The sequence below is a fragment of the Streptomyces lothianensis genome (assembly GCF_047779955.1).
Classification (GTDB): Bacteria; Actinomycetota; Actinomycetes; order Streptomycetales; family Streptomycetaceae; genus Streptomyces.
In genome coordinates this window covers 1-15988 of the sequence record NZ_JBLMKT010000038.1, presented here as the reverse complement: position 1 = coordinate 15988, position 15988 = coordinate 1, and the positions used below count along the sequence as shown (strand labels likewise).

General features: G+C 69.6%; 14 protein-coding genes. 10 read left to right on the top strand and 4 right to left on the bottom strand.

The window, feature by feature from the left end:
* Positions 1–106: 106 nt before the first annotated feature.
* Positions 107–943 (bottom strand): potassium channel family protein, encoded by an 837-nt coding sequence (locus tag ACLF6P_RS13770; protein WP_415950523.1) that lies wholly within the window; start codon positions 941–943, stop codon positions 107–109.
* A 97-nt stretch (positions 944–1040) separates the two neighbouring features.
* Positions 1041–3788, bottom strand: a complete 2748-nt coding sequence (aceE, locus tag ACLF6P_RS13765) for a pyruvate dehydrogenase (acetyl-transferring), homodimeric type (RefSeq protein WP_415950522.1) — start codon at positions 3786–3788, stop codon at positions 1041–1043.
* Positions 3789–4154: 366 nt separating this feature from the next.
* Here aceE and ACLF6P_RS13760 point away from each other — a divergent pair, with 366 nt between their 5' ends.
* The 6 genes from ACLF6P_RS13760 (at position 4155) to ACLF6P_RS13735 (ending at position 8736) form a co-directional block, all read left to right on the top strand.
* On the top strand, positions 4155–4583 hold the full coding sequence (locus ACLF6P_RS13760) for a DUF3052 domain-containing protein (protein WP_415950521.1): 429 nt from the start codon (positions 4155–4157) through the stop codon (positions 4581–4583).
* A gap of 140 nt (positions 4584–4723) precedes the next feature.
* On the top strand, positions 4724–5227 hold the full coding sequence (locus ACLF6P_RS13755) for a peroxiredoxin (RefSeq protein ID WP_415950520.1): 504 nt from the start codon (positions 4724–4726) through the stop codon (positions 5225–5227).
* 54 nt (positions 5228–5281) lie between these two features.
* The gene (locus ACLF6P_RS13750) at positions 5282–5857 is read left to right on the top strand and encodes a TerD family protein (RefSeq protein WP_415950519.1); all 576 of its coding nucleotides are present in this window, start codon (positions 5282–5284) and stop codon (positions 5855–5857) included.
* 225 nt (positions 5858–6082) lie between these two features.
* Complete coding sequence (locus tag ACLF6P_RS13745; RefSeq protein ID WP_415950518.1) at positions 6083–6658, top strand: TerD family protein; 576 nt, start codon at positions 6083–6085, stop codon at positions 6656–6658.
* Positions 6659–6725: 67 nt separating this feature from the next.
* The gene (locus tag ACLF6P_RS13740; RefSeq protein ID WP_415950517.1) at positions 6726–7874 is read left to right on the top strand and encodes a DUF475 domain-containing protein; all 1149 of its coding nucleotides are present in this window, start codon (positions 6726–6728) and stop codon (positions 7872–7874) included.
* A gap of 106 nt (positions 7875–7980) precedes the next feature.
* Positions 7981–8736, top strand: a complete 756-nt coding sequence (locus tag ACLF6P_RS13735) for a TerD family protein (protein ID WP_415950516.1) — start codon at positions 7981–7983, stop codon at positions 8734–8736.
* A gap of 80 nt (positions 8737–8816) precedes the next feature.
* Here the strand turns inward: ACLF6P_RS13735 and ACLF6P_RS13730 are convergent, their stop codons facing one another.
* Positions 8817–9770: a TerD family protein gene (locus ACLF6P_RS13730; RefSeq protein ID WP_415950515.1), complete on the bottom strand. Its 954-nt coding sequence runs from the start codon at positions 9768–9770 to the stop codon at positions 8817–8819.
* 254 nt (positions 9771–10024) lie between these two features.
* On the opposite strand from ACLF6P_RS13730, the gene ACLF6P_RS13725 reads away from it, so the two are divergent.
* The 4 genes from ACLF6P_RS13725 (at position 10025) to ACLF6P_RS13710 (ending at position 15436) form a co-directional block, all read left to right on the top strand.
* Positions 10025–11206 carry an HpcH/HpaI aldolase/citrate lyase family protein gene (locus ACLF6P_RS13725; RefSeq protein WP_415950514.1) on the top strand — a complete coding sequence of 394 codons (1182 nt, stop codon included), beginning with the start codon at positions 10025–10027 and terminating at the stop codon, positions 11204–11206.
* 20 nt (positions 11207–11226) lie between these two features.
* Positions 11227–13797 (top strand): phosphoribosyltransferase, encoded by a 2571-nt coding sequence (locus ACLF6P_RS13720; RefSeq protein WP_415950513.1) that lies wholly within the window; start codon positions 11227–11229, stop codon positions 13795–13797.
* Entirely contained in the window at positions 13794–14687 is an 894-nt protein-coding gene (locus ACLF6P_RS13715; RefSeq protein WP_415950512.1) for an HAD family hydrolase, read from the top strand. Before ACLF6P_RS13720 ends, ACLF6P_RS13715 begins: the two co-directional genes overlap by 4 nt.
* Positions 14688–14776: 89 nt before the next feature.
* On the top strand, positions 14777–15436 hold the full coding sequence (locus ACLF6P_RS13710) for an O-methyltransferase (RefSeq protein ID WP_415950511.1): 660 nt from the start codon (positions 14777–14779) through the stop codon (positions 15434–15436).
* Between the two features lie 27 nt (positions 15437–15463).
* On the opposite strand, the gene ACLF6P_RS13705 is transcribed toward ACLF6P_RS13710, so the two are convergent.
* Complete coding sequence (locus ACLF6P_RS13705; protein ID WP_415950510.1) at positions 15464–15679, bottom strand: FmdB family zinc ribbon protein; 216 nt, start codon at positions 15677–15679, stop codon at positions 15464–15466.
* Between the last annotated feature and the right edge of the window lie 309 nt (positions 15680–15988).

The window sequence follows — 15988 nt, the reverse complement described above, 5'->3', positions numbered from 1 at the left end:
AACGCGGGCACTTTACGGGGTGGTTGGTCACCGAGTGTAAGCGGAAGTTCCGGTTACACGACAGGCTGCGCAGCCGGCTGGTCAACTCCCCGGCTCCGCGGGCCCGCTACGTGTTCGGCACAGGCTCAGAGGGCGTCGGCACCCCGGCCGCCACGGCACCGGAAGAACCGGAAGAGCCGGCGGAGACGCCGGAGTCGCCGGAGACCTGCGTGCCGTTCGCGCCGCCCGACAGTGCCGCCATCTCAGCCCGCAGCGACCTGACCTCCTCGGCGAGCTCCTGGATCGCCGCCGTCTGCCGCTTCTCCTCCGCGTCGTCCTGCTCGAAGCGCGAGATGAACCAGGCGGCGATGTTCGCCGTCACCACACCGAGCAGCGCGATCCCGGAGAGCATCAGCCCGACCGCGAGCGCCCGGCCCGCACCGGTGGTCGGTGCCATGTCGCCGTAGCCCACGGTGGTCATCGTGGTGAACGCCCACCAGACCGCGTCGCCGAACGTCTGGATGGTGGCCCCGTCGCTCTTCCGCTCCACTTCGAGCACCGCCAGTGCGCCGAAGATGAGCAGCCCCAGACAGGAGCCCGCGACATACGTGGTGATCCTCACCTGGGTGGCCATCCGCGCCCGCTGCCCCACGAGCAGCAGCAGGGAGACCAGCCTGAGCAGGCGCAGCGGCTGCAGCAGCGGCAGGATCACCGCGAGCAGGGCGAGGGGGTTGTCCCGCACGTAGCGGGCCCGGTGCTCGGTGAGGAACAGGCGGATCGCGTAGTCGGCGGCGAACGCGGCCCACACGGCCCAGTTGACGATGTGGCAGGCCGATTTCAGGGCTTCGGAAGCGTGCGCGTCCACGATCGGCACGGCGTACGCGAGGGCGAAGAGCACGGCGAGGAGCAGCAGCGGCCCCTGGGTGCGCCGCTCCCAGCGTGCGAGCGCGGGCTGGTCAGTCATACGGGCCATCGTAGGGAACGGCCGCTGTCACGAAGAATCGCGTCGGGGGCGGCGGGACCACCAAGGGTCCCGCCGCCCCCGACGCGCGGTGGCGGTACTACGCGTCGCCGCCCGCGGCTCCCGGGTCGGCGGCCGAGACGTCGAGCAGCTGGTAGCGGTCGATGGCCTGCTTCAGGACCGAGCGGTCGATCCTGCCGTCCTTGGCGAGCTCGGTGAGCACACCGAGGACGATCGACTGCGCGTCGATGTGGAAGAAGCGCCGGGCCGCACCACGCGTGTCCGCGAAGCCGAAGCCGTCCGCGCCGAGCGAGGTGTAGCGGCCGGGCACCCAGCGGGCGATCTGGTCGGGAACCGAGCGCATCCAGTCGGAAACGGCCACGAACGGTCCCTCGGCGGCGGACAGCTTCCGCGTCACATACGGGACGCGCTGCTCCTCCTCCGGGTTGAGCAGGTTGTGCTCCTCGGCGTCCACGGCCTCGCGGCGCAGCTCGTTCCAGGAGGTCGCGGACCAGACATCGGCCTTGACGTTCCAGTCCCGGGCGAGGATCTCCTGCGCCTCAAGGGCCCACGGCACCGCGACGCCGGAGGCGAGGATCTGCGCCGGGATGCTGCCCGACTCGCCGCGCCGGAACAGGTGGATGCCCTTGAGGATGCCCTCCACGTCCACGTCGGCCGGCTCGGCCGGGTGCTGGATCGGCTCGTTGTAGACGGTGAGGTAGTAGAAGACGTCCTCGCCCGGCCTGCCGTCCGCCGTCTCGCCGTACATCCGGCGCAGACCGTCCTTGACGATATGCGCGATCTCGAAGCCGTACGCCGGGTCGTAGGCGACGCAGGCCGGGTTGGTCGAGGCGAGCAGCTGCGAATGGCCGTCCGCGTGCTGCAGACCCTCGCCGGTCAGGGTCGTGCGCCCGGCGGTCGCGCCGAGCACGAATCCGCGCGCCAGCTGGTCGGCCATCTGCCAGAACTGGTCACCGGTGCGCTGGAATCCGAACATCGAATAGAAGACGTACACCGGGATCAGCGGCTCGCCGTGCGTGGCGTAGGCCGAGCCCGCCGCGATCAGCGAGGCCGTGCAGCCCGCCTCGGTGATGCCGTCGTGCAGCATCTGACCGGTCGGCGATTCCTTGTACGCGAGGAGCAGCTGGCGGTCCACGGACTCGTACTGCTGGCCGAGCGGGTTGTAGATCTTGGCGCTCGGGAAGAAGGCGTCCATGCCGAACGTGCGGTACTCGTCCGGGGCGATCGGCACGAACCGCTTGCCGATCTCCTTGTCCCGCATCAGCTCCTTGAGCACGCGGACGAACGCCATGGTCGTGGCGATCGACTGCTGCCCCGAGCCCTTCCTGGCGGCCGCGTAGGCCTTGTCGTCCGGCAGCTGCAGCGGCTTCGCCCGCACCACCCGCGTCGGCACGAAGCCGCCGTGGCTCCTGCGGCGGTCGTGCATGTACTGGATCTCCTCGGAATCGGGCCCCGGGTGGTAGTACGGCGGGAGCCCGGACTCGAGGTCCTTGTCGGCGATCGGCAGGTGCAGCCGGTCGCGGAAGTGCTTGAGGTCGTCGACCGTCAGCTTCTTCATCTGGTGGGTGGCGTTGCGGCCCTCGAAGTTCGGTCCGAGGGTCCAGCCCTTGACGGTCTGCGCCAGGATCACCGTCGGCTGGCCCTTGTGCTCCAGGGCCGCCTTGTACGCCGCGTAGATCTTCTTGTGGTCGTGACCGCCGCGGCCCAGGTGGAGCAGCTGCTGATCCGTCATGCCCTCGACCATGGCGCGCAGCCGCTGGTCGTCGCCGAAGAAGTGCTCACGGATGTACGCGCCCGACTCGGTGGCGTACGTCTGGAACTGGCCGTCCGGCGTCGAGTTCATCTTGTTGACGAGGAGCCCGTCGCGGTCCTGGGCGAGCAGCGGGTCCCAGCTGCGGTCCCAGATCAGCTTGATGACATTCCAGCCGGCGCCGCGGAACTGTGACTCCAGCTCCTGGATGATCTTGCCGTTGCCGCGCACCGGGCCGTCGAGCCGCTGCAGATTGCAGTTCACGACGAAGGTCAGGTTGTCCAGGCCCTCACGGGCGGCGAGCGAGAGCTGCCCGAGCGACTCCGGCTCGTCCATCTCGCCGTCGCCGAGATACGCCCACACGTGCGACTTGGAGGTGTCCGCGATGCCGCGGGCCTCCATGTAGCGGTTCATCCGCGCCTGGTAGATCGCACCGAGCGGGCCGAGGCCCATCGACACGGTCGGGAACTCCCAGAAGTCCGGCATGAGCCGCGGGTGCGGATACGAGGAGAGCCCGTACGGCTCCTTCGACTTCTCCTGCCGGAACGCGTCGAGCTGCTGCTCGGAGAGCCGGTCGAGGAGGTACGCGCGGGCGTAGACGCCCGGCGAGGCGTGGCCCTGGAAGAAGATCTGGTCGCCGCCGTCACCGGCGTCCTTGCCGCGGAAGAAGTGGTTGAAGCCCACGTCGTACAGCGAGGCGGAGGAGGCGAAGGTCGCGATGTGACCGCCGACGCCGATGCCGGGGCGCTGGGCACGCGAGACCATGACGGCCGCGTTCCAGCGGGTGGCGTTGAGGATCTTGCGCTCGATCTCCTCGTTGCCCGGGAAGAACGGCTCGTCCTTGGTGGCGATGGTGTTCACGTAGTCCGTGCTGCGCATCTCCGGCACGGCCACGCGCTTCTCACGGGCGCGCTCGATCAGCCGGAGCATCAGGTAGCGGGCCCGTTCGCGGCCGCGCTCGTCGACCGCCGCGTCCAGCGAGTCGAGCCATTCCTGAGTCTCTTCGGGATCGAAGTCCGGGACCTGGCTGGGCAGGCCGCCAATGATGATCGGGTTGCGATCTGATCCGGAAGCCACGCTGTTCCTTCGCTGTCGGTTGTCTCGATGTGTCGTTATCGCAACGATACGCCCGCGCCGGTGACGCGGCCCCCGGTGGTCTTCGGGGTGTGCTGCCGGGAGAAGCGGAGGGCCGGACCCTGTATTTTTCCCGTACGTACTTCACACGGCGGTGTCATGTGGTTCACATGGAAGCTGTGGGGTGAATCGCTGATGCCGGGCAAAACGGGCATTGGTTGCTGTGGCGCGGTCGGGAACGTCACCGTTTCGGCGGTCTCGGCGGCCGGGTACTTGCGCGATCCGCCCCGCCCGTGTGGACTACGGCCAACGCTTCGCGCCCGCGCGAAGCGCAAGAAGACATCCGAAAACATGATCAGGAGGCAATCCGTGAGCGCGACCGCGGACCACGCGGAGACGAACCTGGCCGTAAGGCTGGGATTCCAGCCCGAGATGGTGGTCCAGGAGATCGGCTACGACGACGACGCCGACCAGGAGCTCCGCGAGGCCATCGAGAAGGCCATCGGCAGTGAGCTCGTCGACGAGGAATACGACGATGTGGCCGATGGCGTGGTGCTCTGGTTCCGTGAGGACGACGGGGACCTGACCGATGCGCTGGTGGATGCCATCGCGTACATGGAGGAAGGCGGATCCATCCTCCTTCTGACGCCGAAGACCGGCCGTGACGGTTATGTCGAGCCGAGCGAGATCGGCGAGGCCTCGACCACCGCAGGGCTCTCCGCCGCCAAGAGCATCAGCGCCGGCAAGGACTGGACGGCGAGCCGGCTGAGCACCCCGAAGGCCGCCAAGAAGCGCTGAGGACGGGAAACGCCGCACGAGGACCCCTGCCGACCGACTGGCCGGCAGGGGTCTTCGTGCGCACAGGACCGGTTGTCGGCGGCGGGGCATAGGGTGGCCCTCACCCGATCGGACCCATGAGGCCCTTTGGAGGGACAGGGATGACTTCCGCCACCATCGCCGCCGTTGCCATCGGCACGATGGCCCCGGACTTCGCACTCCGGACCCAGCACGGCGAGCTGCTCCGCCTGTCCGACCTCCACGGCGAGCGGAACGTGGTGCTCGTCTTCTACCCGTACGCCTTCACCGGAGTCTGCACGGGCGAGCTCGCCGCGCTCCGCGACGACGTGGACACGTTCGTCAACGACGAGACGCAACTGCTCGCCGTGTCCTGCGATGCGCCGTTCAGTCAGCGGGTCTTCGCCGAGCAGGAAGGCCTCGACTTCCCGCTCCTGTCCGACTTCTGGCCGCACGGCGAGGCCGCGCGGGCCTACGGGGTCTTCGACGAGGAGAAGGGCTGCGCCCTGCGGGGGACCTTCATCATCGACAAGACGGGGCTCGTGCGCTGGAGCGTGGTCAACGCGCTGCCGGACGCGCGCGATCCCGAGGAGTACGTGAAGGTGCTGGAAAGCCTCGGGAACCCGTCACTAGGATCCAGTCGTTGATCCGATGCCAATGCACCACGGGGGCGCTGCCCCTGGAAACTATTTGGAGGACTCGTGGGAGTCAGCCTCAGCAAGGGCGGCAACGTCTCGCTGACCAAGGAGGCCCCGGGCCTGACCGCGATCACGGTCGGTCTCGGCTGGGATGTCCGCACCACCACCGGTACGGACTTCGACCTGGACGCCAGCGCCATTCTGACCGGCGAGGACGGCAAGGTCTCGAGCGACGCCAACTTCGTCTTCTTCAACAACCTCAAGAGCCCCGACGGCTCCGTCGAGCACACCGGTGACAACATCACCGGTGAGGGCGAGGGCGACGACGAGCAGATCAAGGTGAACCTGGCCGCCGTTCCGGCCGAGATCGCCAAGATCGTCTTCCCGGTGTCGATCTATGACGCCGAGAACCGCCAGCAGTCCTTCGGCCAGGTGCGCAACGCGTTCATCCGCGTCGTCAACCAGGCCGGAGAGACGGAGATCGCGCGCTACGACCTCTCGGAGGACGCGTCCACCGAGACCGCCATGGTCTTCGGCGAGCTCTACCGGCACGGTGCGGAGTGGAAGTTCCGCGCCATCGGCCAGGGCTACGCCTCGGGTCTGCGCGGCATCGCGCAGGACTTCGGCGTGAACGTCTGACGTTCGACCCGGTTTCCTTCCGTACGTCGCGCGTGTACACCGGTTTCCTTCGTACGTCGCGTACGTACACCGGCGCGCACCACCACGCGCCGGAACCCCGCGCCCGCACGGGCCCGGGGCAGCGTCCGGCGCCGCACGGGAAGTGCGGCGCCGGACGCCCTTGACCAGCAGCATCGATCGACTGCGACCAGCAGCATCGCGCACGAAATCCGGGGAGGACACGAAATGGGCGTCACGCTCGCCAAGGGAGGCAATGTCTCCCTCTCCAAGGCCGCACCCAATCTCACGCAGGTGATGATCGGGCTCGGCTGGGATGCGCGCTCCACCACAGGAGCCGACTTCGACCTCGACGCCAGCGCCCTGCTGTGCAGCGGGGGGCGGGTGCTCGGCGACGAGTGGTTCATCTTCTACAACCAGCTCAAGAGCCCCGACGGCTCGGTGGAGCACACCGGTGACAACCTCACCGGTGAGGGCGATGGTGACGACGAGTCGCTGCTCATCGACCTCTCCAAGGTCCCGGCCGGGGTCGACAAGATCGTCTTCCCGGTCTCGATCCACGACGCGGACAACCGCGGCCAGACGTTCGGCCAGGTCAGCAACGCGTTCATCCGCGTCGTCAACCAGGCCGACGGCGTGGAGCTGGCGCGCTACGACCTCACCGAGGACGCCTCCACCGAGACGGCGATGATCTTCGGCGAGGTGTACCGCTATGGCGGCGAGTGGAAGTTCCGTGCCGTGGGACAGGGGTACGCGTCGGGGCTGCGCGGCATCGCTCTAGACTTCGGGGTCAATGTTTCGTAAAGCCGCGCGCGGCTCGGGGGAGCCCCGTACTCGGCGCGGGGGAGCCCGTACACAGATTGGGTAGCCAGTGGTACTGAAAACCTTCGGGTGGTCCTTCGCCGTCACGGCGGTGGGACTCGCCTTCGCCGCGTGGCAATGGGGATGGGAGGCCTTCGGTCTCGTCCTCATCCTGTCGATCCTGGAGATCTCGCTCTCCTTCGACAATGCGGTGGTCAACGCCGGAATCCTGAAGAAGATGAATGCCTTCTGGCAGAAGATCTTCCTCACCATCGGCATCCTGATCGCAGTGTTCGGTATGCGGCTCGTCTTCCCGGTCGTCATCGTGGCGATCAGCGCCAAGGTCGGGCCCATCGAAGCCGTCCAGCTGGCGCTCGACGATCCGACCCAGTACGAGGCGCTGGTCACCGACGCCCACCCGGCGATCGCGGCCTTCGGTGGCATGTTCCTGCTGATGATCTTCCTCGACTTCATCTTCGAGGAGCGGGACATCCACTGGCTGCGCTGGCTCGAGCGCCCGCTGGCCAAGCTCGGCAAGGTCGACATGCTGTCGGTCTGCATCGCGCTGATCGTTCTGCTCGGCGCCACCATGGCCTTCGCCACCCACGCGCACACCAGCACCGGTCACGCGGACAAGTCCGCCACCGTACTGCTCGCGGGTGTCGCCGGTCTGATCACGTATCTCATCGTCGGCGGCCTCTCCGGCTACTTCGAGGACAAACTCGAAGAGGAAGAGGAGCGCGAACACGAGGAGGAGGAGAAGGCCAAGGCGGAGGGCAAGCAGGTCTCCGCGGTCGGCCTGGCCGGCAAGGCGGCGTTCTTCCTCTTCCTGTACCTGGAGGTGCTCGACGCCTCGTTCTCCTTCGACGGTGTCATCGGCGCCTTCGCCATCACGAACCACATCTTCTGGATGGCGCTCGGCCTCGGCATCGGCGCCATGTACGTACGATCGCTCACGGTCTACCTGGTACGCCAGGGCACCCTGGACGACTACGTGTACCTGGAGCACGGCGCGCACTACGCGATCGGTGCGCTCGCGGCCATCCTGCTCGTCACCATCGAGCACGAGATCAGCGAGATCATCACCGGCCTGGTCGGAGTGTTCCTGATCGCCGCCTCGTTCTGGTCCTCGGTCCTGCGCAACCGCCGGCTCGAGGCGGCCGAAGGGGGATCGGGAGCGGGCTCGGACGAGAAGCCGGAAGTCTCCTCCGGGGTGTGACCTACCGGTAGAGAAGGGAACGCTCTGAAGCGGGGCGGCCACGAGGTGCTGAACCTCGCGGCCGCCCCGCTGTCGTTGACCAGGCGTACGGGAACGAGGGGGCGGGATGTCCTTCTGGGACGATCTGTGGCGAGGGCTGCGGGGGAGCGGGGGACACTTCGAATCGGGGAGCGCGGCGACCAACGCGATCGCACTCACCAAACGGCACCCCGTGGTCTCCCTCAGCAAACAAGGGGCGGCCACCAGCAATCTGCGCGTCAACCTGTCCTGGCGGATGCGCACCTCCGACATCGAAGGACGCTCACGGCAGAGCGGGCTGCTGCGGCACCCCTTCAAGATGTTCAAGCCCGATGTGGTGCAGGCGCACACGCGGGGCGTGGTCAACGTCGACCTGGACATCGGCTGCCTCTACGAGCTGACCGACGGCGCGAAGGGCGTGGTCCAGCCGCTCGGCGGCTTCTTCGGGAACCTCAACGCGCCGCCGTATGTGAAGCTCAGCGGCGACGACCGCTTCGGATCGCCCTCGGGTGAGACGCTCTACGTCAATCTCGACCACCGGGAGTCCATCAAGCGGCTGCTTGTCTTCGTCTACATCTACGACCAGACGCCGGCCTTCGACCGGACGCACGCCAAGGTCACCCTGTACCCCAGCAACGGGCCGCGGATCGAGATCGAACTCGACGAACGCGCACCACAGGCCCGGTCCTGCGCCGTGGTCTCGCTGGAGAACGTCAAGGGCGAGCTGATGGTGCGGCGCGAGGTGAAGTTCGTCTACGGCTTCCAGGCCGAGCTGGACCGGATGTACGGCTGGGGGCTGCACTGGGGGCGCGGCTACAAGACGAAGGTGGGCGGGGGCAGGTGAGCGGACGGGGCAGGTGAGCGGGCCGGTGCGCGGTGGGCGGACGGGGCCGGTGGGCAGCCACTCCCGGCCGCCCGCCGCGGTCAGCGGCCGATGAACTGAGGGCCCTGGGGCGGCAGCTTGAAGTGCGGGTCCGGCGCGGGTGCCGGCTGGGCGGGCGGCATGGCCGGTGCCGGCTGGGGATAGCCGTAGGCGGGCTGCGGCGAGGCCGGCTGCGGATAGCCGTACGTGGTGGGCTGCGTCGCGGGCGCCGGGGCAGGGGGTGCCGGAGGCTGCTGCGGGTAGCCGTGGGTGGGTTGTGGCTGTGGCTGTGGCTGTGGCTGTGAGGGAGTGGGAGCTGGCTGGGCGTCCGATGCGGGTGCGGTGGTCCGGGCGGCGGCAGGGGCCGGCTGTGCCGCGGCCGGGTCCTCCGCCCGGTTCCCGGCGCTCTCGTCGTTCCCGGAGCTGTCGGAGCCCCCGGAGCCCTCGGAGCCGTCGGGATCGGGGGAGTCGTCGGAGTCGTCGACCGAGATGCCGAAGTCGGTGGCGAGGCCCACCAGGCCGTTCAGGTACCCCTCGCCGACCGCGCGGAACTTCCAGCCCTCCTTGCGGCGGTACAGCTCCCCGCAGATCAGCGCCGTCTCGTTGCCGGTCTCCGGCTTCACGTCGAAGACCGCATACGGCTCGTCATCGCCGCGCGTGGCGTCGTACAGCGAAATACGCAGCGACCGTACGTGTCCGAACGGCACGTCCTCGGCCGAGGCGACGACGAGGATCCTGGAAACGGCCGGATCGATCCCCGCCAGATCTGCCTGGATGGTGTCGGTGAGCCCCTCGGCGAGGCGCTTCTTGCCCAGCCGCCAGACCTTGCCCGAGGGGTGGCGGGGCTGGTTGAAGAAGACGAAGTCCTCGTCGGAGCGGACCCGGCCGTCCGCGCCGAGCAGCAGCGCCGAGGCGTCGACGTCGGGCACATCGGAGCTCGGGGCCCAGCGCAGCACCGCGCGCACCGCTGTCGCCTCCAGCGGGACGTTCGACCCCTTCACCATCGTGTGCGTCATGACGGTCATCCTGCCTGCTGCGTCCGTGCCGGGACAACGTGGGGGGCCGCGCCGAGCCCCCGGGCTGCGGCGCGGAGGTACTCAGGCCAGGGCGTGCGGCGACCCGGCCCATTGCGTGGAGCCCGACTCGTGCAAGAGTGTCTGTCATGGCCGGGAAACCGGAAATTCATGCGTGAAGGGAACCGTCGACACACGCCCGTACGTACTATTACCGGCCACATCAGCGGTCGCCATTGTCCTTACGGGGGAGTCTCATGCGTCATTTCGGGCATATTGCGCCTGAGAACCGGAAGGCCTTGTTCCATCAGGAGCCCGGCGAGTTCGACGCGGACTCGCCCGCCGGACTGCTCTCGGTGGCACTCGGCGCGACCCTGTACAGCCCGGCCACCCGCCCGCAGTTGGCCGAGGACATCCTGAAGCAGGCCGGCCGCGGAGTCGTCTCGATGGTCCTCTGCCTGGAGGACTCCATCGACGACGCCGAGGTGGAGGCCGCCGAGACCAACCTCGTCACCCAGTTCGCCCGGCTCGCCGCCACGGTCGAGGCCGGCGGCCACCCGGCCACCGATCTTCCGCTGCTCTTCATACGTATACGCACCCCGGACCAGATCACCGACCTCGCGCGCCGCCTCGGCCCCCGCACAGAGCTCCTGTCCGGATTCGTACTGCCGAAGTTCACCGAGGAAAGCGGAGTCCCCTTCCTCGAAGCACTGGCCGCGGCAGAGCAGGACAGCGGGCGGCGGCTCTTCGCGATGCCGGTCCTCGAATCGCCCTCCCTGCTGCACCTGGAATCCCGCGCGGAGACCCTCGCCGGGATCTCCCGCACCGTCGACAAGTACCGCGACCGCGTACTGGCCCTGCGCCTCGGCGTCACCGACTTCTGCTCCGCGTACGGGCTGCGCAGGCCGCCGGACCTGACCGCCTACGACGTGCACCTCGTCGCCTCCGTCATCGCCGACGTGGTCAACGTCCTCGGCCGCGCCGACGGCACCGGCTTCACCGTGACCGGGCCGGTCTGGGAGTACTTCCGCCACCAGGAGCGCATGTTCAAGCCGCAGCTGCGCGCGAGCCCCTTCCTCGGCCGCGCGGAGGAACTGCGTGCCGCGCTCATCGAGCACGACATGGACGGGCTGCTCCGCGAGATCGCCCTCGACCGCGCCAACGGTCTGCTCGGCAAGACCTGCATCCACCCCTCCCACGTCCTGCCCGTGCACGCGATGTCCGTCGTCAGCCACGAGGAGTTCAGCGACGCCCAGGACATCCTGCGGCCCGAGCGCGACGGCGGCGGGGTGATGCGCTCCGCGTACACGAACAAGATGAACGAGGTGAAGCCGCACCGCGCCTGGGCCGAACGCACCCTGCAACGCGCCCAGGCCTTCGGCGTCGCCCGCGTCGACGTCGGCTTCGTGGAACTGCTCGCCGCCGGACTCCCCGGCTGACCGTGACGAACCTGAGAGGAATGACAGAGAACGTGGTGTGGTCGGGTACCTGGGTCGCCGAACGGCTCGGCGTCGAGCTGATCGGCGATGCGCAACTGAACGACATGCTGGGACTCGCCCTGCGCCGCAACCCCAAGCGCGCGCATCTCCTGGTCTCCCAGGTGCTCGGCAAGCACGTGCCGCAGAGCCCGCGGGTGGTGTGGCGCTCCGGACACGACCTCGGCCTGCGCGTCAGGGAACTGCTCGGCGAACGGGACGCAGCGCGCGCGGTGGTCCTCGGCTACGCGGAGACCGCGACAGGCCTGGGCCACGCCGTGGCGGACGGACTCGCCCTCGCCCCCTATCTGCACTCCACCCGCCGCCCCGTCGCCACCGTCACCGCCGCGGGCGGCTTCGAGGAATCCCACTCGCACGCCACCTCCCATCTGCTGCTGCCCGAGGACCCCGCGCTGCTCGCCGGCGAGGGTCCGCTGGTGCTCGTCGACGACGAGTTCTCCACCGGCAACACCGTCCTCAACACGATCCGCGCGCTCCACGAGCGCTATCCGCGCGAGCGGTACGTCATCGTGGCGCTCGTCGACATGCGCTCGGCCGAGGACCGCGGGCGGCTGACGCAGTTCGCCGCGGAGCTCGGGGCGCGTGTCGACCTCGTGGCAGCGGCCTCCGGGACGGTACGGCTGCCCGAAGGAGTCCTCGCCAAGGGCCAGGCGCTTGTGACCGAGCACGAGCAGAGCTTTGCCGGTGAGCCGTCCGTGCCGGGCCAGGCGCAGCCCAATCCGGTACGACGGGTCGAGCTGGGCTGGCCCGAGAGCGTCCCCGACGGCGGCCGCCACGGCTTCCTGCCCGGTCACCGGGCCGAGCTCGACGCCGCGCTGCCCGCGATGGCCGCACGCATCGAACGGGAGCTGGACGGCGCGCGGCGCGTCCTCGTGCTCGGTTTCGAGGAACTGATGTACGCCCCGCTCGCACTCGCCGTCGCACTGGAGGAGCGGACCGACGCCGAGGTCCGCTTCTCGACCACCACTCGCTCGCCTGTCCTGGCCGTCGACGACCCCGGCTACGCGATACGCACCCGGCTCACCTTCCCCGCCCACGACGCCCCCGCCGACGGGCCCGGCCCCCGCTTCGCGTACAACGTGGCCGGCGGCGGCTTCGACACCGTCGTCGCCGTCATCGACTCCGTCGCCGACACCCCCGAACTGCACGCACCCGACGGCCTCCTCGCCCGGCTCGGCACGCACGCCGGGCAGGTGCTGCTTGCCGTCGTTCCCTCGTACGTCCCCGCCGCGCCGGACGCGGCCGCACCGACCCGTACCTCCGCGGCCGCACCGACCCGTACCTCCGCGGCCGTATCGACGCCCCGTACCCCCGAGGCCGTGTCGACGCCCCGTACCCCCGAGGATCACCTGATGCTGCCCGAGCCCCTCCGCGGCCCCGCCTTCTCCTCCTACGCACCGGACGAGGTCGGCTGGCTGCTGCAGGACCTGTCGGCCGTGGAGCTTGAGGCCCCCACGGAGGAACGCGAGGAGGCGATCCAGAGCGGTGGCGCCCACTACGCCGAATCGCTGCCCGTGGAATACCAGCCGAGCGCCCGGTACCAGGAGCTGTTCAAGACGGCCCTGGACACCTCGGCGGACCGGATCGCGCAGGCCGTCGGCGTCGTCACCGAGACGGTGCTCGCGGAGCGTCCCCAGCGTCCCGGGCGGCCGGACGCCCGCCCCGTCCTCGTCTCGCTGGCCCGCGCCGGCACACCCGTCGGCGTGCTGATGCGCCGCTGGGCCCAGCACCGGCACGGCCTCGAACTGCCCCACTACGCGGTCTCGATCGTGCGCGGCCGCGGCATCGACGCCAACGCCCTGCGCTGGCTCGCCGCCCACCACGACCCCGCCGACGTGGTCTTCGTCGACGGCTGGACCGGCAAGGGCGCCATCACCCGCGAACTCGCCCAGGCCATCGAGGAGTTCGAAGCACGCGGTGGGGCCACGGGCTTCTCCCCGGAGATCGCCGTACTCGCCGACCCGGGCTCCTGCGTCGCCACCTACGGCACCCGCGAGGACTTCCTCATCCCCTCCGCCTGCCTCAACTCCACGGTGTCCGGCCTGATATCGCGCACGGTGCTCCGCTCCGACCTGGTCGGAGCACACGACTTCCACGGCGCGAAGTACTACCGCGAACTGTCCGACGCGGACGTCTCGCGCTTCTTCCTCGACACCGTGTGCGACCGCTTCGACGCCGTGACCGAAGCGGTGGACCTTCAGGTCAAGGAACTCCTCTCCGCCGACCGCGCACCCACCTGGGAAGGCTGGGCCGCCGTGGAGCGGATCAGCGAGGAGTACGGCATCCATGACGTGAACCTCGTCAAGCCGGGCGTCGGTGAGACGACCCGGGTTCTGCTGCGCCGCGTCCCCTGGAAGGTGCTCGCCCGGCGCGGAGCCGGTACGGACCTCGACCACGTCCGCCTCCTCGCCGAACAGCGCGGTGTACCCGTCGAGGAGGTCGACGGACTCCCCTACACCTGTGTCGGCCTCATCCACCCCCGCTTCACCCGCGGCGCGACCGGCGCCGACGGCAAGGCGGTGGACACCAAGTGAACACGCAACCCACGCCCATCGGCGCATCCGTACCGGGCAGCGCACCCGCTCCCGTCGGGGCAGCTGCTCCCGTCGGCGCCCCCACCCTCGTCGCCAGCGACCTCGACCGCACCCTGATCTACTCCGCGGCGGCCCTCCAGCTGCCCATGCCGGACGCGCAGGCACCCCGCCTCCTCTGCGTCGAGGTCTACGAGGGCAAACCGCTCTCCTACGTCACCGAGACCGCCGCGGAGCTCCTCGCCGAACTGGCCCGCAGCACCGTCTTCGTGCCCACCACCACCCGCACCCGCGAGCAGTACGGCCGTATCCATCTCCCCGGCCCCGCGCCGGAGTTCGCCATCTGCGCCAACGGCGGCCACCTCCTGGTCGACGGTGTCTCCGACCCCGACTGGCAGCGAGCGGTCGCCGCCCGCCTGGCCGAGGAATCCGCCCCCCTCGACGAGATACGCGGCCACCTGCTGCGTACGGCCGACGAGGCCTGGCTCCTGAAGGAGCGGGTCGCCGAAGACCTGTTCGCCTATCTCGTGGTCGAGCGCGCCCTCCTGCCCGAGGACTGGGTCAAGGAACTCGGCGAGTGGGCCGAGGGCCGCGGCTGGACCGTGTCCCTGCAGGGCCGCAAGATCTACGCCGTGCCCAAGCCGCTCACCAAGAGCGCCGCCATGCGCGAAGTGGCCCGCCGCACGGGAGCCGGCCGCACACTCGCCGCGGGCGACTCGCTCCTGGACGCCGACCTGCTCAGCGCCGCGGACCACGCCTGGCGCCCCGGCCACGGCGAACTCGCGGACTCCGGCTGGCAGGCCCCTCAGCTCACCGTCCTCGCCGAACGGGGAGCCGGCGCGGGCGAGGAGATCCTCCGCCGCTTCCTCGCGGCAGGCCGGACCGGAGCCTGAACACGCTCCGGAGCGCGCGGTGCCTGAACACGCTCCGGAGCGCGCGGTAGGTTCGGGCATCGGCAGTCATCCCGGCAAAGCGAGGTCCGATGTCCAGCGGTAAGCGCACCCGACTCACCGACGAACTCCACGCCTACATGCTGGACCACAATCCGCCGCCGGGCCCCGCGCAGCGCAAGTTGATCGAGCTGACCCACAGCAGGCTCCCGCAGGCCGCGGGTATGCAGGTGGCACAGGAGCAAGGGCCCCTCCTCGCGTTCCTCGTGCGGCTCACGCAGGCGCGTTTTGTCGTGGAGGTGGGCACGTTCACGGGGTTGTCCTCGCTGTCGATGGCGCAGTCGCTGCCGGCGGACGGTGCGCTGCTCACCTGCGATGTCTCCGAGGAGTGGACGGCGTACGCGCGGGAGGCATGGGAGGAGGCAGGCGTGGCCGACCGGATCGAGCTGCGGATCGCACCGGCCACCGAGACACTCGCCGGTCTGCCGAAGGAGCCGCACATCGATCTGGCGTTCGTCGACGCGGACAAGGAGAACTACATCCCGTACTGGGAGGAGCTGGTGCCCAGGATGCGGCCGGGCGGTCTGCTTGTGGTGGACAACGTGTTCATGGGCGGCGGGGTCACCGACGAACAGCCGACTGGAGCCGCGGCGGCGATCAAGGAGTTCAACGAGCACGTACGGGCGGACGACCGCGTGGAGAGCGTGATGCTGCCCGTCGCGGACGGGGTGACCCTGGCACGCAAGCGCTGAGCGCGGCCGCGCCGGGCACCGCCCGTGTCAGCCGCAGCACCCCCCGCCACAGCAGCCACCCCCACCGGAACCCGGCGCCGGAGCAGGCGAGGCGGAGGCGCCGCCGACGGCGACGGTGGACAGCAGCTTCACGGTGTCCGCGTGCCCGGCCGGGCAGTCGGCGGGGGCGGAGGACTCGGACATGGGGCGGCTGACCTCGAAGGTGTCGCCGCAGGTCCGGCAGCGGAATTCATAGCGGGGCATGCGGGACAGGTTACTGGGCCGCATGCCCGGGAACAGGCGGTGGACAACGCCGGCACATCGCGGCGCGCGATCAGGATCCCCCGTCAGCCGTGCCGGGCGAAGAGCTCGCGGAGGGTGAGCAGGTCCGTTTGGCGTTGCTGCTCGTCCTCGTAGAGGCCCTCGTCGTGTCGGGCCTGCGCCAAGGCCTCGGGGGTTCTCGGGGCGGTCGCGCACCTTCCGGTCCGGCCGTCTGCGGCGCTGGTCCGCGCTAGGGGGTGTCCGGCGGATCATGCCGCTGACGCGGGGGTCTGGCACGCCCACCTGCTGCGT